Below are 25,200 nucleotides of genomic sequence, written 5' to 3'. Positions count from 1 at the left end.
CATGGGTAAGGAAAAGAATCCGCGCCGCGTGGCGGAGAACGAAGCGATGGCGAAGACCCGCATGCTTCGCACCTCGCCGCAGAAACTGAACCTCGTCGCCGCGATGATCCGTGGCAAGAAGGTCGACAAGGCCCTTTCGGACCTGACCTTCTCGAAGAAGCGCATCGCGCTCGACGTGAAGAAGTGCCTTCAGTCGGCAATCGCCAACGCTGAGAACAACCACGGCCTGGACGTGGACGAGCTCGTCGTGGCGGAAGCCTGGGTTGGCAAGAACCTGGTGATGAAGCGTGGCCGTCCGCGGGCACGTGGTCGCTTCGGCAAGATCATGAAGCCGTTCTCGGAAATCACCATCAAGGTGCGTCAGGTTGAGGAGCAAGCGTAATGGGTCAGAAGGTTAATCCGATCGGCATGCGCCTCCAGGTCAACCGCACCTGGGATAGCCGCTGGTACGCCGACAGCAAAGACTATGGCGACCTGCTGCTCGAGGACATCAAGATCCGCGAGTTCATCCACGAGGAAGCCAAGCAGGCCGGCATCAGCCGCGTCATCATCGAGCGTCCGCACAAGAAGTGCCGTGTGACCATTCACGCTGCACGTCCGGGCGTCATCATCGGCAAGAAGGGCGCTGACATCGAAGCGCTCCGCAAGAAGCTGGCGAACTTCACCGACAGCGAGCTGCACCTGAACATCGTCGAAGTCCGCAAGCCGGAACTCGATGCGCAGCTCGTCGCCGAGTCGATCGCACAGCAGCTCGAGCGTCGTGTCTCGTTCCGTCGCGCCATGAAGCGCTCGGTGCAGAACGCGATGCGTATGGGTGGTCTTGGTATCCGTGTGAACGTCGCTGGCCGTCTGGGCGGCGCCGAGATCGCACGTACCGAGTGGTATCGCGAAGGTCGCGTGCCGCTGCACACCCTGCGTGCCGACATCGACTATGCGCTGTCCGAAGCGTCGACCCCCTACGGGATCATCGGCGTGAAGGTCTGGATCTTCAAAGGCGAGATCATGGAACATGATCCGCAAGCTCGTGACCGCAAGCACGCTGAAGCCCAAGAGGGCCCGGCACCGCGCGGCCCGCGTCGCGATCGCTGAGGGAGTAGATAGTTATGCTGCAACCGAAACGGACGAAGTTCCGCAAGATGCACAAAGGCCGGATTCACGGTGAAGCCAAAGGTGGTTTCGACCTGAACTTCGGTCACTTCGGCCTCAAGGCAGAGGCGCCCGAGCGCGTCACCGCCCGTCAGATCGAAGCTGCGCGTCGTGCGATCACCCGCCACATGAAGCGTCAGGGCCGTGTTTGGATCCGGATCTTCCCGGATACCCCGATCACCGCGAAACCTACCGAAGTCCGTATGGGTAAAGGTAAGGGTTCGGTCGACCGTTGGGCCGCCAAGGTCAAGCCCGGCCGCGTGATGTTCGAGATCGACGGCGTCAACGAAGAGACCGCTCGCGAGGCTCTGCGCCTCGGCGCGGCCAAGCTTCCGGTCGCCTGCCGCATCGTCGAGCGTCAGGACTGGTAATCCCGGTCTGACTGCTGAAGACAAACGAAAGCCCCGCCAGAGATGGCGGGGCTTTTGCTTTGGAAGGTTGGGCGGTCAGGCTCCGTCGGAGATCCAGCCGTCGATCAGCGCGTCGAGCGCCTCCCAGTCGGTATATTCGATGTCGGCGTCGAGATCGGCCTCCGGGTCCTTCTTCGCCACGATCCGGCGCATCACGAACCGGCGGAAGATATCGTATTTCGACGGCAGGTAGGCGCCCGCGATCTGCTCGGTCAGATCCGGCGTCCAGCCGGTCGCTGCTTCGAAATCCTTCAGGATCTTGTCGAGCGCGCGCCAATCCTCCGCGTCGTGGCCGGCGGCGGCCAGGGACACGGAGAGAAAGAGGCTCGGGCGGTTCCGGATGATGTCGCGTTGCTCGGCGACGAAATCGGCGAAGCGGCCCTGATAATGTCCGACATGGATCGAGGCCGCGAGGATGATCCGGTCGAACCGGTCGAGCTTCATCCCCTCGGCCTCATCGGTGGAAATCAATTCGGCGGAGTGGCCCAAATCGGCGATGCGGTCGGCGACGTGCCGCGCGATCTTGCGGGTTTGCCCCTCGCTGGAGGCATAGGCGACGAGTGTTTTCATGCTGCGCTCCCGGTGTCTGGTTGCGCAGCAAGAAAATCAGGTGAGACGCGGCTTGGCTATGATGGCGATCAAAGCGCCGGGCTCAATCCACCCATTTGTAATTGAAGCTCACCGAGATGCGTTCGTCCTCGGCCATGTTCATCGGCACCTCGTGGCGCAGCCAGCTTTCCCAGAGCAGCACTTCGCCGGGTTCGGGGGCGATGTAGATGAAGGGCTGCAGCTCGCGCCGCGCAGTTTTGAGGCGGGTAGGGGCCGCCATCATCCGGGCGCTGCGCGGGTCCTCCAGCTTCAGCGCAGAGGCGCCGTCGGGCATCGCGACATAGGTCGTGCCCGAGATCACCGAATGGGGGTGCAGGTGCGAGCTGTGGGTGCCGCCTTCGGGCAGGATGTTGATCCAGAGGTCTTCGAGCACCAGCTTGCCCTCGCCCAGATCGAATTGCAGATCCTCGGCGAAGGCCGCGACGTGCTTGTCGAGCGCCTTCACCATGTCCGCGAAGATCGGGAAGCGCCAGGGCAGGTCGGTGAGCGAGGCGTAGGAGGTATAGCCCGGATAGCCGTTCTCCTCGCACCAGTCCTGCCCCGCCTCGTCATCCTCGGCGATGGCATAGCACGACGCCTCCAGCTCGCCCGTATCGACCTTCGGGCCGAATTCGGATAGGGCGGCGCGGTAGAGGCGGGTGACGAAGAGGGACTCGATCTGGGTCTTGGGCTCGGACATAAGGGCTCTCGCAACTGGGCGTGGATTTACCCCTCTGTTACGCCAAAGCGGGCCGAAGGCCAAACAATCCTTGCCATATTCGATTCGCTCTGATATTGGCCCCAAGTTCCTGAAATCAGGACCGACATAACCCATCAGAAAGCAGGGTCACCCGCGAGGGGCCCTCTGATGCCAAGAAAGGACCCGGGATGAACGCCCAAGAACTCAAGGCGAAGACGCCTGATGAGCTGCGTGATCAGCTCGTCTCGCTGAAGAAAGAAGCCTTCAACCTCCGCTTTCAGCAGGCCACGAACCAGCTCGAGAACACCGCGCGCATGCGCACCGTTCGTCGGGACGTTGCACGTATCAAAACCGTGCTGAACCAAAAAGCCGCTGAAGCCGCGAAGTAAGGAGAGCTTCCTATGCCCAAACGCATCCTGCAAGGTACCGTGACGTCGGACAAAAACGACCAGACCGTAACCGTTTCGGTCGAGCGCCGCTTCACGCATCCGGTTCTCAAGAAGACGATCCGGAAGTCCAAGAAATACCGCGCCCATGACGCGGAAAACCAGTTCAAGACCGGTGACATTGTTCGCATCGAAGAGTGCGCACCCGTCTCGAAGACCAAGCGCTGGCGGGTTGTGGTTTCGGCGTAAGCCGGGGCCATTCGCCAGTATTCGAAACCCTGGGGCCCTTACTGCATAGGCGTCCCCAAAGGTCGGGAGTAACCCCATGATCCAGATGCAGACCAATCTGGATGTTGCTGACAACTCCGGCGCTCGCCGGGTTCAGTGCATCAAGGTCCTCGGCGGCTCGCACCGCCGTTACGCATCCGTGGGCGACATCATTGTGGTGTCGGTCAAGGAAGCGATCCCGCGCGGCCGCGTGAAGAAAGGTGACGTCCGTAAGGCCGTCGTCGTGCGCACCGCCAAAGAAGTTCGTCGCGACGATGGCACCGCCATCCGTTTCGACCGCAACGCCGCCGTCATCCTGAACAACGCGGGCGAGCCGGTCGGCACCCGTATCTTCGGGCCGGTCGTGCGTGAGCTGCGTGCGAAGAACTTCATGAAGATCATCTCGCTTGCTCCGGAGGTGCTGTAATGGCTGCTAAGCTCCGCAAAGGCGACAAGGTCGTCGTTCTCGCTGGCAAGGACAAGGGCAAGCAGGGTGAGATCACCTCTGTCGACCCGAAAGCCGGCAAAGCTGTCGTCGACGGCGTGAACGTTGCGATCCGCCACCAGCGTCAGACCCAGTCCAACCAGGGCGGTCGCCAGCCCAAGGCTATGCCGATCGACCTGTCGAACCTGGCTCTGATGGACGCAAACGGCAAAGCCACCCGCGTCGGCTTCCGCGAGGAAGACGGCAAGAAGGTGCGTTTCGCCAAGACCACGGGGGATGCGATCTGATGCTCGATCAAGCTACCTACACTCCGCGTCTTCGCGCTCTTTACCGCGACACCATCAAGGCGGCGCTGAAAGAAGAGTTCGGCTACAAGAACGACATGATGATCCCGCGGCTCGACAAGATCGTGCTGAACATGGGCGTCGGCGAAGCCGTGAAAGACACCAAGAAGGTCAAGCAGGCCGCCGAAGAGCTCTCGCTCATCGCTGGTCAGAAGGCCGTGATGACCAAGGCGAAGAAGTCGATCGCTGGCTTCCGCGTCCGGGAAGAGATGCCGCTGGGTGCGAAAGTGACCCTGCGCGGTGACCGGATGTACGAATTCCTCGATCGCCTGATCAACGTTGCTATGCCGCGCGTTCGCGACTTCCGCGGCGTGAAGCCGTCCTTCGACGGTCGTGGCAACTTCGCAATGGGCCTCAAGGAACACATCGTGTTCCCCGAGATCGACTTCGATAAGGTCGATGAGGTTCTGGGTATGGACATCATCATGGTGACCACGTCTGACGTGGATGCCGAAGCGAAGGCGCTGTTGAAGCATTTCAACATGCCCTTCAACGCCTGATCGCGGAGGAACGAAACTTATGGCTAAGAAATCCATGGTTGCGCGCGAAGCGAAGCGCCAGCGTCTTGTGAACAAGTACGCTGACAAGCGGGCCGCGCTCAAGGAAATCATCAACGACCAGGAGCGCCCGATGGAAGAGCGCTTCAAGGCGTCGCTGAAACTCGCGGAACTCCCGCGCAACTCGTCGGCGGTCCGGCTGCACAATCGTTGCCAGCTCACGGGTCGTCCCCACGCTTACTACCGTAAGCTAAAACTCTCGCGGATCATGCTGCGTGACCTGGCCTCCTACGGTCAGATCCCCGGCATGGTGAAGTCGAGCTGGTAAGGAGGGCGACATGTCTGTGAACGATCCTCTCGGCGATATGCTGACCCGCATCCGCAACGCACAACTGCGTGGCAAATCCACCGTCCGCACCCCGGCCTCCAAGCTCCGCGCTTGGGTTCTCGACGTGCTGGCTGACGAAGGCTACATCCGTGGTTACGAGCAGGCGACGTCTGCTGCCGGCCATCCGGAGCTGGAAATCAGCCTCAAGTACTACGAGGGCACCCCGGTCATCCGCGAGCTGCAGCGCGTCTCGACCCCCGGTCGCCGCGTGTACATGGCCGCGAAAGACGTTCCGTCGGTCCGTCAGGGCCTCGGCGTCTCGATCGTCTCGACCTCGAAGGGCGTGATGTCGGATGCAAACGCACGTTCCGCCAATGTTGGCGGCGAAGTGCTCTGCACCGTGTTCTAAGGAGGGCTCAATGTCTCGTATTGGTAAGAAACCGGTCGAGCTTCCCAGCGGCGTTACGGCGCAGCTGTCGGGCCAGACCATCGAAGTGAAGGGGCCGAAAGGCACCCGTTCCTTCACCGCGACCGACGATGTGAGCCTCAAGCTTGAGGACAACCTCGTCACCATCACCCCGCGTGGCCTCTCGAAGCGCGCGCGCCAGCAGTGGGGCATGACCCGCTCGCAGGTCGCGAACCTCGTGCAGGGCGTGACCGAAGGCTTCAAGAAGGAGCTGGAGATTCAGGGTGTTGGTTATCGTGCGCAGATGCAGGGCAACGTCCTGAAGCTGTCGCTCGGTTATTCGCACGAAGTCAACTTCGAGGTTCCGGAGGGCGTGACTGTCACCGCTCCGAAGCAGACCGAGATCGTTGTGGAAGGTTCTGACCAGCAGCAGGTGGGCCAGGTCGCGGCAAATATCCGCGAATGGCGTGCTCCCGAGCCCTATAAGGGCAAGGGCATCCGCTACAAGGGTGAGTATATCTTCCGCAAAGAAGGTAAGAAGAAGTAAGGAACGCGAAAATGGCAAACAGCAAACGGGATCTGTTCCTCAAGCGCCGCCTGCGCGTCCGGAACAAGCTTCGCAAGATGGCCGCTGGTCGCGCCCGTCTTTCGGTGCATCGTTCGTCGAAGAACATCAGCGTTCAGCTGATCGACGACGTCAACGGTCGCACTCTGGCCGCCGCTTCCACGCTCGAGAAAGATCTCGGTGTGGTCGGCAAGAACAACGTCGAAGCGGCAGCCAAAGTTGGCGCCGCGATCGCCGAGCGTGCGAAGAAGGCCGGTGTCGAAACCTGCTACTTCGACCGCGGTGGCTTCCTGTTCCACGGGAAGATCAAGGCGCTCGCCGACGCAGCCCGCGAAGGCGGTCTGAAGTTCTAAGACTGGTGGGGGACGTTCGCGTCCCCCCGATGATCCGGGCCGCGCCCTTCGGGGCGGGGCACCTGGATTGAGACAAACGGCGTGAAACCACGCCATCACGAGAAGGAATGCCTCATGGCAGAACGTGACAACCGCCGGGGCCGCCGCGACGCCCGCGACGAAAACCCGGAATTCGCCGATCGCCTCGTCGCGATCAACCGCGTGTCGAAAACCGTGAAGGGTGGTAAGCGCTTTGGCTTCGCAGCCCTCGTGGTCGTCGGCGACCAGCGTGGCCGTGTCGGCTTCGGCAAAGGCAAGGCCAAAGAGGTTCCGGAAGCGATCCGCAAAGCCACCGAGCAAGCGAAGCGCAACCTGATCCGCGTCCCGCTGCGCGATGGCCGCACGCTGCACCACGACATCGAGGGCCGTCACGGCGCTGGTAAGGTCGTGATGCGCACCGCACCGGAAGGTACCGGGATCATCGCCGGTGGTCCGATGCGTGCCGTGTTCGAGATGCTGGGCGTGAAGGACGTCGTGTCGAAATCGACCGGCACCCAGAACCCCTACAACATGATCCGTGCCACGCTGAACGGTCTGACCCGCGAAGCAAGCCCCCGTCAGGTGGCTGCGCGCCGCGGCAAGAAAGTGGCCGACATCCTCAAGAAGCCCGAGGCTGAGGCACCTGCCGAAGCCACGGAAGCGTAAGGAGAGCGATCAATGGCTACCATCGTCGTCAAGCAGATCGGTTCGCCGATCCGTCGCCCCGCCATCCAGCGTGCCACGCTGAAAGGTCTGGGTCTGGACAAGATGAACCGTACCCGTGAGCTGGAAGATACCCCGGCCGTGCGCGGTATGGTCGCGAAAATCCCGCACCTCGTCGAAATCGTCGAAGAGCGCGGCTGAGCCGACCGGTTCGTCTGAATACCGAAACGCCCCGACCGAAAGGCCGGGGCGTTTTGCATTCGTGGCACGCGGCTCTCGGTGGGCTGGGGCTTCAGTTCCAGGCGGGGCCTCTACCGCCGCCATAGCCGCGCCCTTGGCCGCCCATGCCGCGCCCCTGCATCTGGCCAGCTCTGCCGCCGCAGCGCTGGAAGGCGGGCAGGTGCTTGTTCTGAGAGGCATCGCGCAGCCGCGTCAGGATCTGGGTAAGCTGGCCATTCCCGGCGACCGCCGGCAGGAGTCGCCCGTCATAGAGCCCCGAATTCGCCAACTCCGCCTGTACGCCAAGCGCGCAGGCATCGGCCAGCGTGTCCGGCACCTGGGCCAGGGGCTTGGCCCCGCTCAGATAGGGGTTGGCGGGCACGGATAGCCCGTTCTGGCGCAGCACAGCGATCAGCGCCGCGGCATGCGACACCTCGGCACGCTCGATATTCGAGAAGGGGCGCACGGCGCCAAACCTCTCCATGATCGCCTGATAGGTGGCCTGCGCGTGATACTCGTCATCCAGCGCCGCGAGCACCGCCCCATGTTCCGCCGAGGTGAGCGCCGCGTGTGCGGGCAAGGCCGTGCCTGCCACGACCGCGATCACGGCGACCATCGCGCCAAGTCTTGTTCCAAGTGAGCTGCGAGAACGCATCGGTCTCTCCTTCCTGAGCCATCTGGAGGTGATACGGCCGCGCAGGACGGAATCCGGCGCGGATGTGACCGCGCGCCGCAGGCCCCGAGGCGGACATGTCATTTCTTTAATTTTTCTTCACGAAATCCGGAACCGAATGTGACACACTGGGTTGGTTGGATATCGTTGCATCCTGAAATAGGGTGCCGCGCTTCAAGACTGAGGGACGGATCGATATGTTTGAAAAGATTATGGTTCCGATCGACCTGCGTCACGTCGAGAAGATGGACAAGACGTTGAAAGTCGCTTCGGAGATCGCTGCGAAACACGATGCAGAAGTCGTGTTTATCGGTGTCACAAGCCAAGAGCCGAGCGAATTCGGCCACAATGCCAAGGAATATGCCGCGAAACTGGACGCTTTCGCGCAAGGCCATGCCAACGAGTTTGGGCATAAGGGGTCGTCGAAGGCGGTCATCGTGCCCGACCCGGCCGTTGATCTCGACAAGACGCTGCTGAAGACGGCCGACGAGCTCGGGGCCGATCTGGTGGTGATGGCCACGCATGTGCCCAACGCGGCCAACTATCTCTTTGCGTCGCATGGCGGCCACCTCGCCGCGCACAGCGATGCGTCGGTGTTTCTCGTACGTGGATAACGCGGACCAATATAACCAATAAGGACAGGAGGACGGCATATGGCCGAACCTGAAGAAGTTCAGGGCATCCCTGCCCCCGAAGGGGACACACAACTGATCGAGACCGACTATGAGATCGGTCAAGACAACGTCGAAGGGCATGTAGGGCCCTTCGGTTTCGACATTCACAACCCTGTTTTCATGATCTCGGCGTTGTCCATCGTGGCCTTCGTCTTCTACGCGCTGGCTCTGCCGGAGCAGGCGAGTTCGCTGTTCGGCGCGATGCGCCCGTGGCTGACCTCGACCTTCGACTGGTTCTTCATGAGCGCCGCGAACATCTTCGTCATCTTCTGCCTCGCGCTGATCGTCTCGCCTTATGGCGCAGTGCGTCTGGGCGGCACGGATGCGGAGCCGGACTTCACCTATATGGGGTGGTTCGCGATGCTCTTCGCAGCCGGTATGGGCATCGGCCTGATGTTCTTCGGCGTGCTCGAGCCGGTCTATCACATGGCGGTCTCGCAGCCTCTGGGCACGCCTTCGCCCTTCGATGCGGATGGCAACCTGATCCCGGAGAATGTCGCACGGGCCAAGGAAATGGGCCTCGCCGCGACGATCTATCACTGGGGTCTGCACCCCTGGGCGATCTATGCGGTCGTGGCGCTCGCGCTGGCGCTGTTCTCCTATAACAAGGGTCTGCCGCTGACGATCCGTTCGGCTTTCTACCCGATCTTCGGCGAGAAGGTCTGGGGCTGGACCGGCCATATCATCGACATCATCGCGGTGTTCGCGACGCTGTTCGGCCTTGCGACCTCACTCGGCTTCGGTGCGCAGCAGGCGAATGCGGGTCTCAACCACGTCTTCGGCGTGCCGATCGACACGACGGTGCAGATCATCCTGATCACGCTGATCACCGGCGTGGCGCTGTTCTCGGTGCTGCGTGGCCTCGATGGCGGTGTGAAGTTGCTCTCGGAGATCAACATGGGCATCGCGGCGCTGCTGCTGCTCTTCGTGCTCTTCGCGGGTCCGACGCTGATGATCTTCACCGATTTCGGTCAGGGTCTTCTGGCCTATGCGAAAGACATCATCCCGCTGTCGAACCCGATCGGGCGCACGGATGACAGCTATCGCGACGGCTGGACCGCGTTCTACTGGGCGTGGTGGATTTCCTGGTCGCCCTTCGTCGGCATGTTCATCGCCCGCGTGTCGCGTGGCCGCACCGTGCGCGAGTTCATCATCTGCGTGCTGCTGATCCCGTCGCTCGTCTGCGTCCTGTGGATGGCCGTCTTCGGTGGCGTCGCGATCGACCAAGTCATCTCGGACCCGGCGGGTTCGATGGTGAAGGCGAACGTGATCGACAGCTACAACCCGCCGCTGTCGCTGTTTGCGATGCTGGACGGGCTGCCGCTGGCCTCGATCACCTCGGTCATCGCGATCATTCTGGTCATCGTGTTCTTCGTGACCTCGTCGGACTCCGGCTCGCTCGTGATCGATACGATCACGGCAGGCGGCAAGGTCGACGCGCCGGTCCCGCAGCGTGTGTTCTGGGCCACTTTCGAGGGCGCTGTCGCGATCGTGCTGTTGATCGGCGGCGGTCTGAGCGCGCTACAGGCGATGGTGATCTCCACTGGTCTGCCTTTCACACTGGTTCTGCTGGTGATGTGTTGGGCGATCTGGAAGGGTTTGCGCAGCGAACCACGCTAAGCTGACCGATTATCGAGACAGGGGCGCGCGGGGGAAACCTCGCGCGCCTTTTCCTATGTCGCGCGGCGTCTGGAAACGCGGCGCGTCTGCGTATATGACCCGGCGCATGTCTGACGGCGCGACCCCATCCTCCGCGAGCCATATCGCGATTTCCGATCTCGGCCACGATCTTGACGGTCGCCCGGTGCTGGAGGGGATTTCGCTGGAGACCCGCGCCCGCCGCATCGGCGTCGTGGGGCGCAACGGGTCGGGCAAATCCACCCTGTCGCGGCTGATGGCGGGGCTGATCGCGCCGAGCCGGGGCAGCCTGCGGATCAACGGCCACGATCTGGCCGCGGACCGGAAGGCCGCGCTGCACGAGGTCGGCATCCTGTTCCAGAACCCCGATCATCAGATCATCTTCCCGACCGTGATAGAAGAGATATCCTTCGGGCTGCGTCAGCAGGGAATGAAGAAGCCCGAGGCCGAAGCTGCGGCCGATCGCACCTTGGAGCAGTTCGGCAAGGCGGCGTGGCGCGATGCCTATGTGACGACGCTCAGCCAGGGCCAGAAGCAGCTTCTGTGCCTGATGGCGGTGAGCGCGATGGCTCCGAACCTGCTGATCCTCGACGAGCCGTTCTCGGGCCTCGACATCCCGACCAAGGCGCAGCTGGGCCGGGCGCTGACGCTCTATCGCGGGACGCTGGTGCAGGTGACGCATGACCCGCGCGAGCTGGAGCATTACGACGAAATCCTCTGGCTCGACCAAGGACGGCTGCGGATGCATGGCGCGGCGCGCGAGGTGCTGCCCGCCTACGTCGAAGAGATGACCCGCGCGGGAGAGGCCGATGATATCGCTCAGCTCTCCCGTTAAGACAGCCGCCCATGACTGGCCTGCGGGTCTGAAACTTGCAGCGCTCTGCGTGGCGACCGTGGGCCTGTTCTATATCGAAAAACCGTTGATCCTTGCGGGCGTCGTCACGGCGATCGCGATCGCCTATGCCTTGCCGGGCCGCGCCTTCCTGCGCGCGGGTCTGGCGGCGCTGAAACTGCTCTGGCCCTTCATCGTGATCGTCGCGATCTGGCAGGTCGTGATCGGCGAGCTGGCGCAGGGCGCGGTGATCGTGATGCGGATGATCTCGGCCGTGGCGCTGGCGAACCTCGTGTCGATGACGACGCGGCTGAGTGATATGATCGCGGTCGTGCGCTGGCTGACGACGCCGTTGCGTCGCTTCGGGCTGTCGACCGCCGCGCTGGAGATCGCAATCGCGCTGGTGATCCGCATGGTGCCGGTGCTGACCAACAAGGGCGGGCGCCTCACCGAGAGCTGGCGTGCCCGCGCCACCCGGCGGCCAAGCTGGCGGCTGGTGCTGCCCTTTACACTTCTTGCGCTTGACGATGCCGACCATGTCGGCGATGCGCTACGGGCCCGAGGAGGGCTCACATCCGAGAGGGAGACTTGAGATGGAAAAGAATGTCGCGCTGATCGCGCTGTTTGCGGCCCTGATTGCAGTGCTGGCGCTGATCCCGAAAATCACGCTGGGCTTCGGGGTGCCGATCACGGCGCAGAGCCTTGGCATCATGCTGGCCGGGGCGGTGCTGGGCTCGAAGCGCGGTGCGCTCGCGGTTCTGCTGTTCCTGCTTCTGGTGGCCGTGGGGCTGCCGCTGCTCGCAGGCGGTCGCGGCGGGCTTGGCGTCTTCTTCGGCCCGACGGGCGGGTTCCTGTTCAGCTGGCCGCTGGCGGCGTGGCTGACCGGCTTCATCGTCGAGAAGTGGCGCTCGGTGCCGCTGGGCGCGTCGGTCTTCGTCGGGGCGATCCTTGGCGGGATCGTGCTGTCCTACGCGATGGGGATCGTCGGGCTGTCGCTCGCGCTTGGCAAGAGCCTGATCGAGAGCACCTCGCTGATGCTGGTCTTCATTCCGGGCGATCTGATCAAGGCGGCGGTCGTCGCGGCGCTCACCGTGTCGCTGGCGCGCGCCCGGCCCTCCAGCGTCCTGTCGCGCAACTGAGGGACGCGGCGTGGCGCTGCTGCTGATCCATACGGGCGGCACCATCGGCATGGTCGCCTCCGACGCGGGCTTCGTGCCGCAACAGGGCGTGGTCGAGGCGTTTCTCGCCACCTTGCCCGAAGGGCGCGCGGTCGAGACCCTGCGCCTCGATCCGCTGATCGACAGCGCCAATGCCACGCCCGCCGACTGGAACCGGATCGCCGAGACCATCGCCGCGCATCACGACCGCTGCGACGGCGTGATCGTGACCCACGGCACCGATACGCTGGCCTATACGGCGGGGGCTTTGTGCTTCGCGCTCGAAGGGCTGAGCAAGCCGGTGATCGTGACCGGCTCGATGCTGCCGCTGTCGGTCGAGGGCAATGACGGCGCGCGCAACCTGCGCGACGCGATCGCGGCGGCGGGGCAGGCGGAGCCCGGCGTCTGGGTGCAATTCGCCGGACGCCTGCTGCACGGCGCGCGGGTCCGCAAGAGCCATTCGCGCGCCTTCGACGCCTTTGCCGCCGATCCCTCCGACATCCCGCCTCGCCAGCCGGGGGAGCGCCTGACGCGCCACCCGATCCTGCCTGCCCGGATCGCCGTTCTGGCCGTCGCGCCGGGGGCGGAGGAGAGCCTTCTCGCACATGCTGCCAAGACCTGCGACGGTCTGGTGCTGCGCTGCTACGGCTCTGGCACTGCGCCCGACACGCCCGGCGTGCGCTCAGCGCTCGCCACGGCGCAGGCCCGCGCGATCCCTGTCATCGCGGTCAGCCAATGCCCCGAGGGCGGCATGGCGCTTGGCACCTATGCGGCGGGGGCGATCCTGCGCGATCACGGCGTGATCGACGGGCGCGACATGACGCCGGAGGCGGCCTATACCAAGCTTTCCCATGTCCTCTCGCTCGACGACCCGCAGGCGCGGGCTGCACGCCTTACGCGTTCGCTCTGCGGGGAATACACGCCCTGATCCAAGGGGCTCACGCCGGTTTTTCGGAACGCCTTCGCCCGCCTTTCCGTTAGGAGAGCGAACCCCGAAAAGGAGCCCCTCCCATGGCCGACGGCAATAACAAACCGAAATCCTCCAGTTCGAAGGCACAAAGCCCGAAGCGGTCGCGCAAGGCCGCCCGGGTCGCGCCCGTCGAACAGCTCCAGAGCCGCGTCGAGGCCTTGCCGAGGCCTATGTGAAATACCCCTGCGTGATGCGTCCGGGCGATCTGACGGGGCTCGCGCGTCGCCTGCATGTGCGCTCGACGATCATCGAGGACCACGCGGTGCGTATCGACGAGAAGGCCGAGGGCGCGGGCGAGAAATTCGAGGAACTGGCGGATTCGCTGTTCTCCTTCTTCCGCGGCACCTCGCTTCTGTTCCACCGCGACATGCTGGGCGAGGATGAGCGGATGCCGACGGTGCTGGCGCTCGGGGACGTCCACCCCGAGAATTTCGGGATCATGCCCAACGCCGATAACGTGCCGATCTTCGGCGTGAACGATTTCGATGACGTGCTCTACGGGCCTTTTACCTGGGACCTGAAGCGCGGGATCACGGGCTTCCTGATCGCGGCCAAGGAAGAGGGCGATCAGAAGAAAAAGCACCGCGAGAAGATCGTGCGCAAATTCGTCGAGGGCTATCGCGACGGGATGGAGTTCTACGCGCGCCACGACAAGGAGGCGAGCCAGCAGATGCGCCCCGACAATAGCCCGAAGGTGATCCAGCGGATGTTCAAGAAGGCGCGCAAGAGCCGGAAGAAATGGCTCTGGGAACGCTATCTCAACGAGACCGGGCGGGGCTTTCGGGCGAATGACGAGCTGACGCCGATCTCCAGCCGGATCTCGGAGTTTCAGGCGTACATCAATGACGTGGCCAAACAGAACGGGATCGATCCGGGCGGTCGCGCGGGTGAGCTGAAGGTGAAGGATGTCTGCATCCGGCACGGGCAGGGCACGGCGTCGCTGGGGCTGCCGCGCTACTATTGCCTGATCGAAGGGCCGAGCAAGGATGCGAGCGACGATCTGATCATCGAGTTCAAGCGCGCCCGCCAATCCGCGCTGGAAGGCCTCGTGCCGGAGAATGATTTCGTCGTCGGCGACAAGGGCGACCGGATCGCGCATGGCCAGCGGGTCCATCTGGCGCAGGGCGATGTGTTCTACGTCAGCGTGGAGATCGACGAGATGAGCTTCATGTCGCGCGAGCGCGCGCCCTTCCGCGACGATATCGACCTCGACGATCTGTCGAAGGGCAGCTGGCGCGACTATGCCCATGCCTGCGGTCAGGCGCTGGCGCAGGCCCATGCGCGCTCCGACGATGCGGGCGAGCTGGATTACCGGATCGAGCCGCGCATCATCGAGGCGATGCAGCCCTTCGACCTGTTCGTTGACGACTTGCTGTGTTTCGGGCGCGAGGCGGTCAAGCGGCTCAAGCGTGACCACAAGTTCTTCAAGATGGATCTGAAGCGCGGCGCCTTCGACATGACGCAGAAACACTACCGTTAGGGTCTCGGGCTGGCCCCGCGGCGGGCCACCTCAACAAGAAGTTACCGCTCTCCGAGCCCGTTCCGGCCAACGATACGACTGCAGCAGGCGACACCACTCGACGGTGCACGCTATGCAAACTACGTGGTTCGGTATCCCCGCGCGATCACCCCGCGCGAGGTCATGCTGGGGGAGGGGAGGTCGCACATCATGCATCCTGACGAGATCGCGAGCGCCGGAGAGGCGCTGGCCGCGGCGCATGCCGGGGAGACGCTCGATGGGCTGACGGCGTTGCCGAGATTTCCGGCGGAGGCCTATGCGGTGCAGGCCGAGAGTCTGCGCCATCTCGGCCCTGTGGGCGGGTGGAAGCACGCGCTTCTGGGAGGCCGCGACCTGTCCTGCGCGCCGGTGTTGGCAGCGGCAATCCATTCTTCGGGCGCAAGCCTTCCCGTAGCGCCCGATGCGCGGATTGAACTGGAGATCGCCGTACGACTGCGCGCCGATATCGCGCCCGAGGCCAAGCCGGTAGAGATTTTCGAGGCGATCGGCGGCCTGCATATCGCTTTCGAGCTGCTGCAATCGCGCTTCACCGCGCGCGAGACCCAGCCGCCGATTGCCCAGATGGCGGATCGGTTTTCGAACCAGGCAATCATTCTTGGCGACGAAATCCCGGATTGGCGAGCGCGCGACCTGTCGCGTTTGCCGCTTTCGATCGGCACGCCCGCAGACCCGTCCGCGATGGCCGCAGGCATGTCGTTCTCCGAGATCGTGAGCTTCCTCAGCTTCCTTGCCGAACGCGCCTCGGTGATCGGCCCGGGGCTGCGGGCGGATCACTACGTGGTCACAGGCGCCCGCATCGGTCCGAAACCGCTAGCTGCGGACACGCAGGTGCAGGGTGTGCTCGATGGCTACCAAGTCTCGCTGACGACCTACAAGCACTGAAGGCGCAAGCTGGAGGTTCACGAACGGCTCCGCCAGTGCCCAACGCAGACACGGACTGACCGAGCCGATCCACATCATCGCGCCGTCGCGATCACCCGCCCATGCCGGTCGCGGCAGTCTCGAGCGCGTCGATCAATGCCGACAACTCGCGCCCCGGCTGGGTGGTGCCGCGCAGGGTGATCCCGACCGGCCCGCCCAGCGGCGCATGGCGCAGGGGCAGCACCGCCAGCGACCCGGACTCGATCTCGTCGCGGACCACGCCTTCGGAGATGAACCAGACCGTATCGGTGCCCTGAACGATCGCGCGGCCGAATTCATGCGAGACATTCTCGTATTCGGGGCCGGGGTCGCTGAGCCCGACCGAATGCAGCCAGGCGTGCACCTGACCGGCAATCATCGCCCCTTTGGGCGGCAGCATCAGCGGGTGGCGCGCCAACTCGCCCACCGACCAGTCGGACCGCAGCAGCGGGTGGCCGGGGCGCACCACCGGCAGGACCCGCTCCCAGAACAACTGGCGAAAGACCAGCCCCTCGATATTGCCCTCAGGCGGCATTCGCCCGACCACGAGGTCGAGGCTGCGTTCGCGCAGTTGCGACAGCAGCAGCCAGTTCGGCCCGGTGGCCACACGCAGGAGGCAGTCGGGATGGGCCTCTTTGAAGGCCATGACGGCGCGCGGCGCCAGCGCCCCCGCAGCGGTTGGAAGCAAGCCGAGCGCGAGTTTCGGGCGCGGAGCGGGCGGAGACACGACGAGCCGCTGCGCCTCTTCCAGATCGGCAAGCGCCGCGCCCGCGCGGGTGGCGAAAATCTTGCCCGCGGGGGTCAGAACCAGCCGCCGCCCCGTGCGATCGAACAAGGCGGCGCCAAGCAGCTCCTCAAGCTCGCGTATCGTCTTGGAGGCGGCGGGCTGGCTGACATGCAGCGCCTCGGCCGCTGCCGAAAGCGACCCGCGCCGGGCGGTCTCGAGAAACACGCGCAGATGGCGTAGCCGGAGAAGGGGATCGAGCAATGCATAACCCTGAAGTTAAGTCAGGCGATGAATAATATAATTTCTACGCGCTGCCCGCCAGCGTATACCTGAGGCAGGAGGATCCATGCAGGTAACCACGCCCCATCCGGTTGCAGTTTGCAGTCTCGAAACGCGGCACTGTGCGACGGCCGGGCCGTATTCATTGCGCAGTCGTGCATCCGAGCTGGCGCGTTTGCTGCCTGTGTCGAAAGGATCCCTTGAATGAAAGACCGTCTCGATAAAGGCATGGAGCTGCGCCGCACCATTCTGGGCCATCCGCATGTGAACCGCGCCGCAGCCGTGCGCACGTCACTCGACGAGCCGTTTCAGGATACTTCGGACCGGATCGACCAGCGCGCGCGCTCAATGCTGACCTTGGCGCGGTTCGCCGCGACCGGTAACTTTGACGAAGTCCCGATGGATGTCCGGTCCACCGCGCGCCAACCACGCTTTGAAACTCGCCAAACAGACCTATGCGGAAATGGAGGAGACCGCCGATGAATGACCTAGGCCCCCTGATCCCGCGCAACCGCGCGATCCACCCGACCCCCTATGATCCGGCTTATAAGACGAGCGTGTCGCGCTCGCCCAACCTGCCGCTGCTGTCGATGGAGAGCAGCCCCTCCGAAGAGACCGGGCCGACCTTCGGGCACAACCGCTTCGGTGCGCTCGACAACAACCTGATCCTGAACTGGACCAAGGGAGCGGCGCCTGCGGTGGGGGAACGGATCATGATGCATGGCCGTGTCCTCGACGAGAATGCGCGTCCGGTGCCCAACACGCTGATCGAGATCTGGCAGGCCAATGCGGGCGGCCGCTACCGGCACAAGAAGGACACCTATTTCGCGCCGCTCGATCCGAATTTCGGTGGCTGCGGGCGCACGATGACCGACGAGAACGGCTATTACCAGTTCCTCACGATACGTCCCGGCGCCTACCCGTGGCCGAACCGCGGCAATGACTGGCGTCCGATGCATATCCACATTTCGGTCTACGGTCACAGCTTCGGCCAGCGGCTGATCACCCAGATGTATTTCGAAGGCGATCCGCTGATCGACCATTGCCCGATCGCGGCGACGATCAAGTCGCGATCGCAGCTCGACCGGCTGGTCGCGCCGCTCGATCTGGCGCATTCGCGCCCGCTCGATTTCCTCGCCTACAAATTCGACATCGTGCTGCGGGGCCGCCGCCAGACCATGTTCGAAAACAAGCTGGAGGGCATGTGATATGGTCCAGAAACTCGAAACGCTTCAAGAAACCCCGTCGCAGACCGCAGGGCCTTACGTCCATATCGGGCTGATGCCGACCTATGCGGGCAATGCGGGCGCCTACGACCAAGAGATCGGCGAAAGCCCGATCGCCGAGGGCGTGCAGGGCGAAGTCATCGAAATCGTAGGCTCGGTCTATGATGGCACCGGCTGGGCGTTGCGCGACGCGATGATCGAAAGCTGGCAACCCGACGCAGAGGGCCGCTTCCCCGGTCAGGAAGGCGCCGATCCGGCGGTCCTGGGCCTGTGCCGGTTCGCGGCGGATGCCGAGAGTGGCGAATTCACCCTGCGCACGGTCAAGCCCGGCGCGGTCAAGGGGCGCGGCGGCAAGGTGAGCGCGCCGCATATTTCGCTCTGGATCGTGGCACGCGGGATCAATATCGGCCTCAACACCCGGATCTATTTCGAGGATGAGGACAACTCCGCGGATCCGCTTCTGGCCCGGATCGAGCAGCGCCCGCGAGTCGAGACCCTGATCGCGAAGAAGGAAGGTCCGGGGCGTTACCGCTTCGACATCCGGCTTCAGGGTGAGGGCGAGACGGTGTTCCTCGACCTCTGATCGGGGATCAGGTTGGGCAGGCGGGGGCGGCAGGCGCTGCCCTCGCCTTGCTATTTCGTACCTTCGGGAAAGGTGAAGCATGGGCCGCAGTGTCGTCGGTCGTCGGTGCCTGCGCGGGGTGTCCGCCGATGTGCAGACTCCCGCGATCTCGACGCCCGAGGTGCAGCTTTCCCGGATGCGGGTCCTGGTGCCAGCGATCAGGCCGTCACGCGACCGGCGTGAAATCAGTGGATCCTGGGCCGGGGAAGGCGCGCCGTCGCCTGTTTTCCAATGAACTCTGTGGCCTGACACGGCCAAGATTTCTGGTGACTTGTCGGAAATGCAGTAGTGGAGGCGAGTACCGGAATCGAACCGGTGTACAAGGATTTGCAATCCCAGCTTTGTCGCTGATTTCATTGAATTTTCTTGTAAGCTAAGTGAGTTTGGCTTGCTGGAATTTCAATGACTTAAAGGGCGAGTTGTAAACCTCCCGGGCTTGTAGCGAATATTGGGTCGGTATCGGCTATGTTCGGTGTATCGCGCCCGGCAAAACTGTTTAGCATCGAGGCTGAGATCGGTGACCGGTACCGGACCGCGCCTTCAGGCGACAAGTTTCCGCTCGAGTTGGACATCCCTCTGGGTCGACAATTCGAAGTTGCTTCCCCGACTAGGCTCAGGACGTATAGCCAATAGATGATCGTAGCGGCGAGAGCTATTGCGGAGGCCGAGGAGGTCGCACCTGCAATCGCGCTATTGCTCTCCGACGAGGCCGGTTTGCTCACCGGTGCTGTGTTGCCGGTCGATGGTGGTTTCCTGTCCGTCTGACCTCACCCAGGAAGCTATCTCACGAAACCTGCGGCCCATGCTGCTCTAACTCAGCCCTTAACCAGCCCCTCCTCGCGCCACGCGTCGAAGATCTCAAGCGCGGCTGCGGGGAAGTCGGGGTCGTTGATATGGGCCTTCACCTCGTGCAATGCGACATTGTCGGGCGCGCAGGCGCGGATTTCGTCGAAAAAGCCCGCCAGCCCCTCGGGGTCGTGCAGATCGTGGCCGGGGCGGTCCAGTTCGTGCACCCCGCCCAAGGGCAGCAGCAGCGCGGTCGGTCCCCTTGCCCCAGCCAATTTCTCGCAATGCGCACGCGCCACCGCCCGGCGCTCCGCATTATCGAGCACGACCGAGGTCAGCAGCCGGTTATGCGCGTGACTCGGATGATCTTTCCATTTGTCGGGCAGGGGCTGCCAGCCGACCATATCGACCAGATCGTGACAGGCAGGGGCGACGATCTGCGGCGTGCCCGAGGCGCCTGCATTCGTCATCCGGTCGGCACCCGCGCTGATGGACGAGCCATGCAGGTGGTTGCCGATTTCCTGCGTGGCAAAGTCGAAGACGCAAGCAAAGGCCCCCTGTGCCGCGAGGCTCTCAAAGGCGCGCCCGCCCATGCCCGTGGCGTGAAATACCGCGACCTCGTAGCCGCGCGCTTCGAGTTCGGGCTTCAGCGTGACCATGTATTTCAGGAAGGATTTCCCGAAGGACGTCATCCCGATCAGCGGTTTCGAACGATCGGGCCGTTCCACCGCTCGGGCCGCGCCCAGAACCGCGCCCGCCGCCTGACTGAGCGAGGCTTTGCAGATCGAGTTCAGCCCGTAAAGCCCGCCCGCCCAGAGGATCATCTGGACATCCGCCGCGATCCGTTCGGGCGGCAGAAGCGGTGAGAAAGAGACCGTCGAGACGATATATTTCGGCACCCCGATCGGCAGCGCCGCACATAGGTCGAGCGCCAGATCGGTGCCCATCGTTCCGCCCAGCACGACCATTCCGTCGAACAGGCCCTCGGCGTGGAGTTGCGCGACCAGCGTCGCGCCCCCGCGCGCCATGATCTGCATCGCATGGTTTTCGTCGCCGCTCGCAATCGCAGCCTCTATAGAAGAGCCGCCCGCTTCGGCCACCTGATGCTTGCTGTATTCGACCGGGGTCGAGGGGGCGCCGAGAACCGAGACGTCCATACGCAGGACACGCCCGCCCTGTGCCTCGATTGCCTCGCGCAGATAGGTCAGTTCATCGTCCTTGGTGTCGTAAGTGCCGACAACGAGAATGGTGCGATCAGTCATACGCGCCCCCTTACAGTTTGATCCAAGCGGTTTTCAGATCGAGATATTTATCGAACGCATGCAGTGACTTGTCATGCCCGTTTCCCGACTGCTTGACCCCGCCCAAGGGCACGGTCAGGTCGGATCCGCCATAGGTGTTCACATGCACGACGCCCGCGTGGATGCCCCGGATCATCCGGTGCGCGCGGCTCAGGTCTGCGGTCCAGACGGCCGCGGCCAGCCCGTAATCGGTGCCGTTGGCGATGCGCAGGGCCTCTTCTTCGGTGTCGAACGGGATCACTGCCAGAACCGGGCCGAAGACTTCGCGCTGTGCGATCGGATCGTCGGGGGCGACCCCGGTGACGATCGTGGGCTCCATGAAGAACCCGCCTGTCTCTTCACGGATGCGCTTGCCGCCGTAGACCTGCCGGCCCGCGGCTTCGGCCTCGCTGACGAAGCGGAGGTTCTGTTCCAGCTGGCGGGCGGAGTTCACCGCTCCGGCCTGCGTCGCCGGATCGAGCGGATCGCCCACCTGCATCGTCTCGGTGAAGGCACGCAGCTTCTCGACGAAGGCGTCATGGATCGACCGCTCGACCAGCAGCCGAGACCCCGCGATGCAGACTTGGCCGGAATTGCGGAAGATGCCGTTGGCCGCGACCTTCACCGCCGTGTCCAGATCGGGCGCATCGGCAAAGACGATATTGGGCGATTTGCCACCCAGTTCCAGAAAGACGCGTTTGAGGTTCGATTTCGCGGCGTTCTCCAGCAGACGCCGCCCGACCGGACCCGAGCCGGTGAACACCATCACGTCGATCTGCATCGACAGAGCCATCGCTTCGCCGACCACCGCTCCTTCGCCCAGCACGACGTTGAACACGCCCGGCGGCATCCCGGCCTCGAGCGCCAGGTCGGCGATGCGGCGCAACGTGAGCGACGCGGTCTCGGCCGGTTTCAGAACGACCGTATTTCCCGCCGCCAGCGCCGGGCCCAGCTTCCATGCGCCGATCATCAGCGGGAAGTTCCATGGTACGATCGCGCCGACCACGCCCACCGGTTCGCGATGCACCAGCCCCAACGCATCGGGCGCGGTGGGGGCTATCTCGCCATAAATCTTGTCGATGGCCTCGGCATAGTAGCGGATCGTTGCGGCGGCGGAGAACGGCTCGGCCTTCAGTGCCATGCCGATCTCGGTGCCGTTGTCGCGCACGCCGAGAACGGCAAGCTTCAGCGCGTTGGCCTCGATCAACGCGGCCCATTTCAGCAGCACTGCCTTGCGTGCAGCCGGGGCCAGCCCCGACCAGCGCCCGTCATCGAAGGCTGCGCGTGCGCTGGCGATTGCGGCTTCGGCATCGGTGGTCGTGCCGCGCGCCAGCGTGGTGATCTCGCGCCCGTCGAGCGGTGAGATCACCGCCAATGTGCCACCGTCCGAGGCGGGCTGTGCCGCGCCCTCGATCAGATGCAGGGCAGGGGGGATGTCGGCGCTACGCAGCGCCGCGATCTTGTCAGTATCGAGCATTGCTTACCTCGTGAAACTGTCATGCATGTCGTGATCGTGCACGCTCTCTGGCTCGCGGTTCTGGCGCTCGCGGTAAAGGCTCGCGAAATGGGCGATCAGAAGTCCGCCGATGGCCAATCCGAGGATTGCCGCGATCGGACGGTCGAAGAAGTCGATCGGCACGTGCACGCGCGCCATCGACGACCGCAACTTGGTCTCCATGATGCCGCCCAGGACCATGCCCAGAACGATCGGGACGATCGGCAGGTTTTGCCGTTTCAGGATCAGTCCGAGGACGCCAAATGCCGCAGCAATCGCGCAGTCCACAATCGAGTTGCGCAGTGAATAGACGCCGACGAAGCTAAGAACGAGGATCATCATGCCAAGGAAACGCGTCGGAATCTGGATGATCTTGAGTAGCCAGTTCGACGAGACGAGCATGAACAGCACCACGATGATGTTGAGCAGGATCATCGCGATATAGAGCGCGTAGACGAAATCGAGCTTGTTCTGGAACAGCTGCGGGCCGGGGATCACGTTGTGGACGTAGAAGACCGACAGCATCATCGCGGTGAGCGCTTCGCCCGGGATGCCGAGCGCCAGCAGCGGGATCATCGCAGCGGCAGGCACCGCGTTGTTGGCGGCCTCCGAGGCGATCAGGCCTTCGGGGCTGCCTTTGCCGAATTCCTCGGGCGTCATCGAGGTTTTCTGTGCGTAGGTGTAGGACAGGAACTGCGCGGTGAACTCGCCGACGCCGGGGATCATCCCCATCATCACGCCGCAGCTGGCAGCAAAGCCCGCCACCCTTTTGTGGCGTAGGACGCCCATCATCGCCCGTCCCATCGAGCCTTCGATGCGTTGCGCATGCGGTGCCGATTCCGGCTCGATCAGCAGGAGGAAGGCTTGGCTCAGCGCGAAAAGCCCCAGAACCACCACGATCAGATCAAAGCCCGAATTCAGGAAGTCGAAACCAAAGGTGAAGCGCATCGTGTATTTGACGGGCTCCAGTCCGACGGTCTGCAGAAAGATTCCGAAGGCCGCCAACATTCCGGCCGCGAAGGTCTGGCCGCGATGGGCGAGGATCACCAGGACGATGCCCAGAAGTGCGGCCAGGAAAATCTCGCGCGAGCCGAACATCGGTGCGACTTTCGCCAGCACCGGTGAGAGCAGGATCAGAGCGATGATTGAGGCGACGCCGCCGAAGAACGAGGCTCCATAGGCGAGGCCAAGCGCGCGCAACGCCTCGCCCTTCTTCGTCATCGGGTGACCGTCATAGGTGGTCAGCGCGTTGACCGCCGTGCCGGGCGTGTTGATCAGGATTGCGGGCAGCGACCCGCCGAACATTGACGACCCGTAGATGCCCAGAAGCATGGTCAAGCCGACCAGCGGCGGCATCGCAAAGGTCGCGGGCAGCAGGATGGCGATTGCGACGGCCGGGCCGACGCCGGGGATCGCACCGATGATCACCCCGCCAATCGAACCGATCAAGAGAGCGACCATAACGTCGAGGCGCATCAGCATCTCTGCGCCGGAAAGCAGCATGTCCATGAGGGACGCTCCTTAGAAGTAGGTCATTAGAATTGCGCGGAAGGGCGCAGGGGCGGCCTCGTAAATCAGCCCGGCGGGGATTTTGACTTGCAGGAAGCTTTTGAAAAGCACCACGACGACGACCGAGAACAGGACAGAGATCAGCATCCAGCGCCAGCCGCGGTATCCCAGACGCAGCGTCATCGCGCAGCTGAAGAGGATCGTGGCGGGCAGGTATCCGATGAGCGGGACCAGCGCGACATAGGCCATGAACCACACCGCATATTCGAGCGAGCGTAGCCATTGCATGACTTCGCGCCATCGGCCGGGAATGCGCTCCGAGACGAACGAGCCGAGAAGGTGAAACATGCTGAATACAACCATCGCGATGATCGAGATCATCGGCCAGAAGGCGGGTTGCGCGTAGGTCTTCGTGCGCTTGACCCATTCGGTCTGCCACGGCAGGGCGATCAACAAACCGATGGAGAGCGCGAAGAACAGCACGGCGAAGGCCATGTCACCGGGACGGCGATAGCGCTTGAACAGATCCTCCAGGTTCTTGGTGCGGATCGCCCGAGCAAAGCGGGCGCCCGCGCGCGGAGGGGTCTCGCGCGCGGGGCCTGGAGAGGATGGCTCATTCGCCATTGATGAGACCATCGATCGTGCCGAGGGTTTCACTGTCATGGGCGATGCGCTGGGTCGCGGTCGCGGCATCTTGCCAGTAGATCAGCGCACCCGTTTGATCGGCCAGCTCCTTGGCCTTGTCCGAGCTCATGACTTTTTCGGCGACGGCAGCGATCTTTTCGCGCACGTCCTCAGGAGTGCCTTTCTTGACGAAGAGGCCATCCCACAGCGCCAGGTCGAGATCCGGTTCCAATTCACCGACCGTCGGCGTGTCGGGCGTCAGCGGAATACGCTTTTCGCCGATCGAGGCCATCACGTTCACATCGCCGAGGCAGGGCAGGATCAGTTGCAGGGTGGTGTTGATCACGTCCGCGTCGCCCGAAGCCAGCGTGTTGCAGTCAAGCGCGTCGAACGCCGCTTCGGATCCGAAATCGAAGCCCTTTTTCTTCGCGAGTGCGAAGGTCACCTGCGTCGGGATCAGGAAAGAGCCGAAGTGGCCGAGTGCGACGTCGTGGTCCTTCGCATAGCCGGCCAGCTCGTCGATCGTTGCATAGGGTGCGTCCTTTGAGGCGGCGATGACGAACGGGTAGGTCAGGAAAATGCCCACCGGCTCGAAAGGATCGGGGCTGAGCGCGGGGATGCCAACCGAGGGGCCGACCACGGGCACGTCAATCACGAACGAGCCGACCGTGTAGCCATCGGCCGGAGCCTGCGCGACTTCGGCCGCGCCGGGGAAGGGGCCGCCGCCGCCGCCGGGCTTGTTCACCACCGCAGCGGGAACGCCATAGGTCTTCTGGAACTCGTCCGCGATCATCCGGGTCAGCACGTCTTCCAGATCGCCCGGCGGGAACGGGACGACGAATTCGACGGGTTTCTCGGGGTATTCGGCCTGCGCGGGCAGGCCCGCGGCAAGCGGGAGGCCGAGGGCGAGCGCCCCTGCCAGCAGCTTGAAGGTCGAAGTCATGAAGCTCTCCT

General features: G+C 63.6%; 34 protein-coding genes and 2 pseudogenes. 27 read left to right on the top strand and 9 right to left on the bottom strand.

Features of this window, described 5'->3' with window-relative positions:
* The first annotated feature begins 1 nt into the window (after position 1).
* The 3 genes from rplV to rplP are packed head-to-tail and all read left to right on the top strand — an operon-like array spanning position 2 to position 1,517.
* Positions 2 to 382: a 50S ribosomal protein L22 gene (gene rplV, locus AXZ77_RS17270; protein ID WP_078521290.1), complete on the top strand. Its 381-nt coding sequence runs from the start codon at positions 2 to 4 to the stop codon at positions 380 to 382.
* Positions 382 to 1,089, top strand: coding sequence for a 30S ribosomal protein S3 (gene rpsC, locus AXZ77_RS17265; RefSeq protein WP_078521288.1), 708 nt, complete (start codon positions 382 to 384; stop codon positions 1,087 to 1,089). The genes rplV and rpsC overlap by 1 nt, the downstream gene beginning before the upstream one ends.
* A 14-nt stretch (positions 1,090 to 1,103) precedes the next feature.
* The gene (rplP, locus tag AXZ77_RS17260) at positions 1,104 to 1,517 is read left to right on the top strand and encodes a 50S ribosomal protein L16 (protein ID WP_078542381.1); all 414 of its coding nucleotides are present in this window, start codon (positions 1,104 to 1,106) and stop codon (positions 1,515 to 1,517) included.
* A 75-nt stretch (positions 1,518 to 1,592) separates the two neighbouring features.
* On the opposite strand, the gene AXZ77_RS17255 is transcribed toward rplP, so the two are convergent.
* Both AXZ77_RS17255 and AXZ77_RS17250 read right to left on the bottom strand, forming a co-directional pair.
* Positions 1,593 to 2,126, bottom strand: a complete 534-nt coding sequence (locus AXZ77_RS17255; RefSeq protein WP_098412084.1) for a flavodoxin domain-containing protein — start codon at positions 2,124 to 2,126, stop codon at positions 1,593 to 1,595.
* A gap of 82 nt (positions 2,127 to 2,208) precedes the next feature.
* Positions 2,209 to 2,844: a 2OG-Fe(II) oxygenase family protein gene (locus AXZ77_RS17250; protein WP_098412083.1), complete on the bottom strand. Its 636-nt coding sequence runs from the start codon at positions 2,842 to 2,844 to the stop codon at positions 2,209 to 2,211.
* 188 nt (positions 2,845 to 3,032) lie between these two features.
* Here AXZ77_RS17250 and rpmC point away from each other — a divergent pair, with 188 nt between their 5' ends.
* The 11 genes from rpmC (at position 3,033) to rpmD (ending at position 7,317) form a co-directional block, all read left to right on the top strand.
* Positions 3,033 to 3,233 (top strand): 50S ribosomal protein L29, encoded by a 201-nt coding sequence (gene rpmC, locus AXZ77_RS17245; protein ID WP_075773849.1) that lies wholly within the window; start codon positions 3,033 to 3,035, stop codon positions 3,231 to 3,233.
* Between the two features lie 12 nt (positions 3,234 to 3,245).
* Positions 3,246 to 3,479, top strand: coding sequence for a 30S ribosomal protein S17 (rpsQ, locus tag AXZ77_RS17240; protein ID WP_078521280.1), 234 nt, complete (start codon positions 3,246 to 3,248; stop codon positions 3,477 to 3,479).
* A 76-nt stretch (positions 3,480 to 3,555) separates the two neighbouring features.
* Positions 3,556 to 3,924, top strand: a complete 369-nt coding sequence (rplN, locus tag AXZ77_RS17235; RefSeq protein WP_075773851.1) for a 50S ribosomal protein L14 — start codon at positions 3,556 to 3,558, stop codon at positions 3,922 to 3,924.
* Positions 3,924 to 4,229, top strand: coding sequence for a 50S ribosomal protein L24 (rplX, locus tag AXZ77_RS17230; RefSeq protein WP_078521279.1), 306 nt, complete (start codon positions 3,924 to 3,926; stop codon positions 4,227 to 4,229). The genes rplN and rplX overlap by 1 nt, the downstream gene beginning before the upstream one ends.
* Positions 4,229 to 4,786, top strand: coding sequence for a 50S ribosomal protein L5 (rplE, locus tag AXZ77_RS17225; protein WP_098412082.1), 558 nt, complete (start codon positions 4,229 to 4,231; stop codon positions 4,784 to 4,786). Before rplX ends, rplE begins: the two co-directional genes overlap by 1 nt.
* Positions 4,787 to 4,805: 19 nt before the next feature.
* Positions 4,806 to 5,111 carry a 30S ribosomal protein S14 gene (rpsN, locus tag AXZ77_RS17220; protein WP_075773854.1) on the top strand — a complete coding sequence of 102 codons (306 nt, stop codon included), beginning with the start codon at positions 4,806 to 4,808 and terminating at the stop codon, positions 5,109 to 5,111.
* A gap of 10 nt (positions 5,112 to 5,121) precedes the next feature.
* Entirely contained in the window at positions 5,122 to 5,520 is a 399-nt protein-coding gene (gene rpsH / locus AXZ77_RS17215) for a 30S ribosomal protein S8 (RefSeq protein ID WP_152845393.1), read from the top strand.
* Between the two features lie 10 nt (positions 5,521 to 5,530).
* Positions 5,531 to 6,064, top strand: a complete 534-nt coding sequence (gene rplF / locus AXZ77_RS17210; protein WP_078604934.1) for a 50S ribosomal protein L6 — start codon at positions 5,531 to 5,533, stop codon at positions 6,062 to 6,064.
* Positions 6,065 to 6,075: 11 nt separating this feature from the next.
* Complete coding sequence (rplR, locus tag AXZ77_RS17205) at positions 6,076 to 6,435, top strand: 50S ribosomal protein L18 (protein WP_075773856.1); 360 nt, start codon at positions 6,076 to 6,078, stop codon at positions 6,433 to 6,435.
* 114 nt (positions 6,436 to 6,549) lie between these two features.
* Complete coding sequence (gene rpsE / locus AXZ77_RS17200; protein ID WP_098412081.1) at positions 6,550 to 7,119, top strand: 30S ribosomal protein S5; 570 nt, start codon at positions 6,550 to 6,552, stop codon at positions 7,117 to 7,119.
* A 12-nt stretch (positions 7,120 to 7,131) separates the two neighbouring features.
* A complete protein-coding gene (gene rpmD / locus AXZ77_RS17195; RefSeq protein WP_075773858.1) occupies positions 7,132 to 7,317 on the top strand; it encodes a 50S ribosomal protein L30 in 186 nt (61 codons plus the stop codon).
* 91 nt (positions 7,318 to 7,408) lie between these two features.
* Here the strand turns inward: rpmD and AXZ77_RS17190 are convergent, their stop codons facing one another.
* Positions 7,409 to 7,990: a hypothetical protein gene (locus tag AXZ77_RS17190; protein ID WP_141536299.1), complete on the bottom strand. Its 582-nt coding sequence runs from the start codon at positions 7,988 to 7,990 to the stop codon at positions 7,409 to 7,411.
* Positions 7,991 to 8,205: 215 nt separating this feature from the next.
* On the opposite strand from AXZ77_RS17190, the gene AXZ77_RS17185 reads away from it, so the two are divergent.
* From AXZ77_RS17185 to AXZ77_RS17150, 9 genes are all read left to right on the top strand, one after another.
* Positions 8,206 to 8,622 (top strand): universal stress protein, encoded by a 417-nt coding sequence (locus AXZ77_RS17185; protein ID WP_098412604.1) that lies wholly within the window; start codon positions 8,206 to 8,208, stop codon positions 8,620 to 8,622.
* A 39-nt stretch (positions 8,623 to 8,661) separates the two neighbouring features.
* Positions 8,662 to 10,302 carry a BCCT family transporter gene (locus AXZ77_RS17180; protein WP_098412079.1) on the top strand — a complete coding sequence of 547 codons (1,641 nt, stop codon included), beginning with the start codon at positions 8,662 to 8,664 and terminating at the stop codon, positions 10,300 to 10,302.
* 106 nt (positions 10,303 to 10,408) lie between these two features.
* Complete coding sequence (locus tag AXZ77_RS17175; protein ID WP_098412603.1) at positions 10,409 to 11,155, top strand: energy-coupling factor ABC transporter ATP-binding protein; 747 nt, start codon at positions 10,409 to 10,411, stop codon at positions 11,153 to 11,155.
* Positions 11,130 to 11,744: an energy-coupling factor transporter transmembrane protein EcfT gene (locus AXZ77_RS17170; protein WP_098412078.1), complete on the top strand. Its 615-nt coding sequence runs from the start codon at positions 11,130 to 11,132 to the stop codon at positions 11,742 to 11,744. Before AXZ77_RS17175 ends, AXZ77_RS17170 begins: the two co-directional genes overlap by 26 nt.
* A 1-nt stretch (position 11,745) precedes the next feature.
* Positions 11,746 to 12,291, top strand: a complete 546-nt coding sequence (locus AXZ77_RS17165) for a biotin transporter BioY (protein ID WP_078600732.1) — start codon at positions 11,746 to 11,748, stop codon at positions 12,289 to 12,291.
* Between the two features lie 10 nt (positions 12,292 to 12,301).
* Positions 12,302 to 13,237: an asparaginase gene (locus AXZ77_RS17160; protein ID WP_098412077.1), complete on the top strand. Its 936-nt coding sequence runs from the start codon at positions 12,302 to 12,304 to the stop codon at positions 13,235 to 13,237.
* 83 nt (positions 13,238 to 13,320) lie between these two features.
* Entirely contained in the window at positions 13,321 to 13,455 is a 135-nt protein-coding gene (locus tag AXZ77_RS19770) for a hypothetical protein (protein WP_255266540.1), read from the top strand.
* Entirely contained in the window at positions 13,452 to 14,759 is a 1,308-nt protein-coding gene (locus AXZ77_RS17155) for a DUF2252 domain-containing protein (RefSeq protein ID WP_255266539.1), read from the top strand. The genes AXZ77_RS19770 and AXZ77_RS17155 overlap by 4 nt, the downstream gene beginning before the upstream one ends.
* A 189-nt stretch (positions 14,760 to 14,948) precedes the next feature.
* Positions 14,949 to 15,680, top strand: a complete 732-nt coding sequence (locus AXZ77_RS17150; protein ID WP_098412076.1) for a hydratase — start codon at positions 14,949 to 14,951, stop codon at positions 15,678 to 15,680.
* Between the two features lie 91 nt (positions 15,681 to 15,771).
* On the opposite strand, the gene AXZ77_RS17145 is transcribed toward AXZ77_RS17150, so the two are convergent.
* The gene (locus AXZ77_RS17145) at positions 15,772 to 16,686 is read right to left on the bottom strand and encodes a LysR substrate-binding domain-containing protein (protein WP_098412075.1); all 915 of its coding nucleotides are present in this window, start codon (positions 16,684 to 16,686) and stop codon (positions 15,772 to 15,774) included.
* 222 nt (positions 16,687 to 16,908) lie between these two features.
* On the opposite strand from AXZ77_RS17145, the pseudogene AXZ77_RS17140 reads away from it, so the two are divergent.
* The 4 genes and pseudogenes from AXZ77_RS17140 to AXZ77_RS17125 all read left to right on the top strand — a co-directional run.
* Positions 16,909 to 17,191: pseudogene (locus AXZ77_RS17140) on the top strand (4-carboxymuconolactone decarboxylase).
* Positions 17,184 to 17,912, top strand: coding sequence for a protocatechuate 3,4-dioxygenase subunit beta (gene pcaH / locus AXZ77_RS17135; protein ID WP_098412074.1), 729 nt, complete (start codon positions 17,184 to 17,186; stop codon positions 17,910 to 17,912). Before AXZ77_RS17140 ends, pcaH begins: the two are co-directional and overlap by 8 nt.
* A 1-nt stretch (position 17,913) precedes the next feature.
* Entirely contained in the window at positions 17,914 to 18,513 is a 600-nt protein-coding gene (pcaG, locus tag AXZ77_RS17130; RefSeq protein ID WP_098412073.1) for a protocatechuate 3,4-dioxygenase subunit alpha, read from the top strand.
* A gap of 696 nt (positions 18,514 to 19,209) precedes the next feature.
* Positions 19,210 to 19,317, top strand: a pseudogene (locus AXZ77_RS17125) (SDR family oxidoreductase); the annotation flags it as partial.
* Between the two features lie 50 nt (positions 19,318 to 19,367).
* Here the strand turns inward: AXZ77_RS17125 and AXZ77_RS17120 are convergent.
* Genes AXZ77_RS17120 through AXZ77_RS17100 form a run of 5 tightly spaced genes read right to left on the bottom strand, consistent with a single transcriptional unit; the run spans position 19,368 to position 25,189 of the window.
* Positions 19,368 to 20,600 (bottom strand): Tm-1-like ATP-binding domain-containing protein, encoded by a 1,233-nt coding sequence (locus tag AXZ77_RS17120; protein WP_098412072.1) that lies wholly within the window; start codon positions 20,598 to 20,600, stop codon positions 19,368 to 19,370.
* A 10-nt stretch (positions 20,601 to 20,610) separates the two neighbouring features.
* Entirely contained in the window at positions 20,611 to 22,095 is a 1,485-nt protein-coding gene (locus AXZ77_RS17115; protein ID WP_098412071.1) for an aldehyde dehydrogenase, read from the bottom strand.
* A 3-nt stretch (positions 22,096 to 22,098) separates the two neighbouring features.
* Entirely contained in the window at positions 22,099 to 23,622 is a 1,524-nt protein-coding gene (locus AXZ77_RS17110) for a tripartite tricarboxylate transporter permease (protein WP_098412070.1), read from the bottom strand.
* Between the two features lie 12 nt (positions 23,623 to 23,634).
* Complete coding sequence (locus tag AXZ77_RS17105; RefSeq protein ID WP_078521196.1) at positions 23,635 to 24,246, bottom strand: tripartite tricarboxylate transporter TctB family protein; 612 nt, start codon at positions 24,244 to 24,246, stop codon at positions 23,635 to 23,637.
* Complete coding sequence (locus AXZ77_RS17100; RefSeq protein WP_098412069.1) at positions 24,236 to 25,189, bottom strand: tripartite tricarboxylate transporter substrate binding protein; 954 nt, start codon at positions 25,187 to 25,189, stop codon at positions 24,236 to 24,238. Before AXZ77_RS17100 ends, AXZ77_RS17105 begins: the two co-directional genes overlap by 11 nt.
* Positions 25,190 to 25,200: the final 11 nt, after the last annotated feature.

The organism is Thioclava sp. ES.031, from assembly GCF_002563775.1.
GTDB lineage: Bacteria > Pseudomonadota > Alphaproteobacteria > Rhodobacterales > Rhodobacteraceae > Thioclava.
The sequence above is the reverse complement of the archived record's forward strand: the minus strand, read 5'-3'. Positions and strand labels throughout refer to the sequence as shown.

Bases quoted from the DNA above. Each gene is read 5' to 3' on its own strand.
- rpsQ (WP_078521280.1), top strand. From the start codon at position 3,246: ATGCCCAAACGCATCCTGCAAGGTACCGTGACGTCGGACAAAAACGAC.
- AXZ77_RS17255 (WP_098412084.1), bottom strand. From the start codon at position 2,126: ATGAAAACACTCGTCGCCTATGCCTCCAGCGAGGGGCAAACCCGCAAG.
- AXZ77_RS17250 (WP_098412083.1), bottom strand. From the start codon at position 2,844: ATGTCCGAGCCCAAGACCCAGATCGAGTCCCTCTTCGTCACCCGCCTC.
- AXZ77_RS17150 (WP_098412076.1), top strand. From the start codon at position 14,949: ATGCATCCTGACGAGATCGCGAGCGCCGGAGAGGCGCTGGCCGCGGCG.
- AXZ77_RS17115 (WP_098412071.1), bottom strand. From the start codon at position 22,095: ATGCTCGATACTGACAAGATCGCGGCGCTGCGTAGCGCCGACATCCCC.
- AXZ77_RS19770 (WP_255266540.1), top strand. From the start codon at position 13,321: ATGGCCGACGGCAATAACAAACCGAAATCCTCCAGTTCGAAGGCACAA.
- rpsE (WP_098412081.1), top strand. From the start codon at position 6,550: ATGGCAGAACGTGACAACCGCCGGGGCCGCCGCGACGCCCGCGACGAA.
- AXZ77_RS17165 (WP_078600732.1), top strand. From the start codon at position 11,746: ATGGAAAAGAATGTCGCGCTGATCGCGCTGTTTGCGGCCCTGATTGCA.
- AXZ77_RS17185 (WP_098412604.1), top strand. From the start codon at position 8,206: ATGTTTGAAAAGATTATGGTTCCGATCGACCTGCGTCACGTCGAGAAG.
- rpsN (WP_075773854.1), top strand. From the start codon at position 4,806: ATGGCTAAGAAATCCATGGTTGCGCGCGAAGCGAAGCGCCAGCGTCTT.
- pcaH (WP_098412074.1), top strand. From the start codon at position 17,184: ATGAATGACCTAGGCCCCCTGATCCCGCGCAACCGCGCGATCCACCCG.
- AXZ77_RS17170 (WP_098412078.1), top strand. From the start codon at position 11,130: ATGATATCGCTCAGCTCTCCCGTTAAGACAGCCGCCCATGACTGGCCT.
- rpmC (WP_075773849.1), top strand. From the start codon at position 3,033: ATGAACGCCCAAGAACTCAAGGCGAAGACGCCTGATGAGCTGCGTGAT.
- rplR (WP_075773856.1), top strand. From the start codon at position 6,076: ATGGCAAACAGCAAACGGGATCTGTTCCTCAAGCGCCGCCTGCGCGTC.
- rplV (WP_078521290.1), top strand. From the start codon at position 2: ATGGGTAAGGAAAAGAATCCGCGCCGCGTGGCGGAGAACGAAGCGATG.
- AXZ77_RS17190 (WP_141536299.1), bottom strand. From the start codon at position 7,990: ATGCGTTCTCGCAGCTCACTTGGAACAAGACTTGGCGCGATGGTCGCC.
- AXZ77_RS17120 (WP_098412072.1), bottom strand. From the start codon at position 20,600: ATGACTGATCGCACCATTCTCGTTGTCGGCACTTACGACACCAAGGAC.
- AXZ77_RS17100 (WP_098412069.1), bottom strand. From the start codon at position 25,189: ATGACTTCGACCTTCAAGCTGCTGGCAGGGGCGCTCGCCCTCGGCCTC.
- pcaG (WP_098412073.1), top strand. From the start codon at position 17,914: ATGGTCCAGAAACTCGAAACGCTTCAAGAAACCCCGTCGCAGACCGCA.
- AXZ77_RS17175 (WP_098412603.1), top strand. From the start codon at position 10,409: ATGTCTGACGGCGCGACCCCATCCTCCGCGAGCCATATCGCGATTTCC.
- AXZ77_RS17105 (WP_078521196.1), bottom strand. From the start codon at position 24,246: ATGGCGAATGAGCCATCCTCTCCAGGCCCCGCGCGCGAGACCCCTCCG.
- rplX (WP_078521279.1), top strand. From the start codon at position 3,924: ATGGCTGCTAAGCTCCGCAAAGGCGACAAGGTCGTCGTTCTCGCTGGC.
- rpsH (WP_152845393.1), top strand. From the start codon at position 5,122: ATGTCTGTGAACGATCCTCTCGGCGATATGCTGACCCGCATCCGCAAC.
- rpsC (WP_078521288.1), top strand. From the start codon at position 382: ATGGGTCAGAAGGTTAATCCGATCGGCATGCGCCTCCAGGTCAACCGC.
- rplN (WP_075773851.1), top strand. From the start codon at position 3,556: ATGATCCAGATGCAGACCAATCTGGATGTTGCTGACAACTCCGGCGCT.
- rplP (WP_078542381.1), top strand. From the start codon at position 1,104: ATGCTGCAACCGAAACGGACGAAGTTCCGCAAGATGCACAAAGGCCGG.
- rplF (WP_078604934.1), top strand. From the start codon at position 5,531: ATGTCTCGTATTGGTAAGAAACCGGTCGAGCTTCCCAGCGGCGTTACG.
- rplE (WP_098412082.1), top strand. From the start codon at position 4,229: ATGCTCGATCAAGCTACCTACACTCCGCGTCTTCGCGCTCTTTACCGC.
- AXZ77_RS17110 (WP_098412070.1), bottom strand. From the start codon at position 23,622: ATGGACATGCTGCTTTCCGGCGCAGAGATGCTGATGCGCCTCGACGTT.
- rpmD (WP_075773858.1), top strand. From the start codon at position 7,132: ATGGCTACCATCGTCGTCAAGCAGATCGGTTCGCCGATCCGTCGCCCC.
- AXZ77_RS17180 (WP_098412079.1), top strand. From the start codon at position 8,662: ATGGCCGAACCTGAAGAAGTTCAGGGCATCCCTGCCCCCGAAGGGGAC.